The organism is Streptomyces sp. AC627_RSS907, from assembly GCF_019049165.1.
In genome coordinates this window covers 1-1,072 of sequence record NZ_JAGMUE010000725.1, presented here as the reverse complement: position 1 = coordinate 1,072, position 1,072 = coordinate 1, and the positions used below count along the sequence as shown (strand labels likewise).

1 protein-coding gene is annotated in these 1,072 nt (G+C 75.1%); it reads right to left on the bottom strand.

Annotation, left to right across the window (positions count from 1 at the left end; all coding sequences use genetic code 11):
- Nucleotides 1-321: 321 nt before the first annotated feature.
- Nucleotides 322-1,072 (bottom strand): N-acetylglucosamine-6-phosphate deacetylase (locus KUM32_RS38275; RefSeq protein ID WP_217146428.1); only part of this gene is annotated, 751 nt, incomplete at its 5' end.

The following is a 1,072-nucleotide window of genomic DNA, read 5'->3' as shown; positions in this document are numbered from 1 at the left end:
CGCCGGGTCCGTGCTGCGCGGTGCGGCGCTCGGAGCGGTTGGCTTACTGGCAGCGATCATGCCAAAGCCGGAGCGGTTGTCCCACCCCTGTAGGCCAACCGCGCTGCTTCGACGCGTTATGAACCGTTGTCGACGCATTCCGCCTGCCTGCCGCGCGCACGCGTCGCGCGGTCGGGGGGCGGTCGGGAGCGGGAGGAACGCGGGGAGCGCGGGAGCGGGGCCGCGGCGGGCTGCGCCGCGGCCCCGCTCCGGAGCCGTCGCCCGCGGGCGGGCATGGTGCGCGTCCTCGGCCGGGGGGTGGTCGGCCGACGGCGCCGGGGGTCAGCCGGTCGTCGGGCGGACCACCCACGCGCCCCGGCGCATCACGCCGACCAGGGCGAAGTGCTCGTCGAGCACCACCAGGTCGGCGTCCTTGCCGGGTTCGACAGAGCCGACGCGGTCGCTGAGCCCGAGCACCCGGGCCGGGGTGGCGGACAGGGCGCGTACGGTCTGCTCGACGGAGAGCCCGTCGATGGTCACCGCGCGCCGGAAGACCTGGTCGAGGGTGAGCGTGGAGCCCGCGATGGAACCCGCCGTCGGGCCGTCGCTGATGCGCGCCACACCGTCCTTGACCTCGACCTTCATCGGGCCCAGCGGGAAGATGCCGTCCTCCATGCCGGCCGCGCCCATGGCGTCGGTGATGAACGCCACCCGGTCGGCGCCGGCGCGGTGGAAGGCCAGTTCCAGCGTGGCCGGGTGCAGGTGCGTGCCGTCGTTGATCAGCTCGACGGTGATCCGCTCGTCCTCCAGGAGGGCGGCCACCGGGCCCGGCGCGCGGTGCAGCAGCGAGGGCATCGCGTTGAACAGGTGGGTGGCCACGCTCGCGCCGGCCTCGATGGCGTCGCGCGTCGCGTCGTACGTGGAGTCCGTGTGGCCCACGGCCGCGATGACGCCGGCTTCGACGAGCAGCCGCACCGAGTCCAGGCCGCCGGGCAGCTCGGGGGCCAGCGTCATCATCTTGGCCGTGCCGCGGGCCGCGTCGACCAGCTTGCGCACGTCGGCCGGGTCCGGGTCGCGCAGCAGCGTCGGCTCG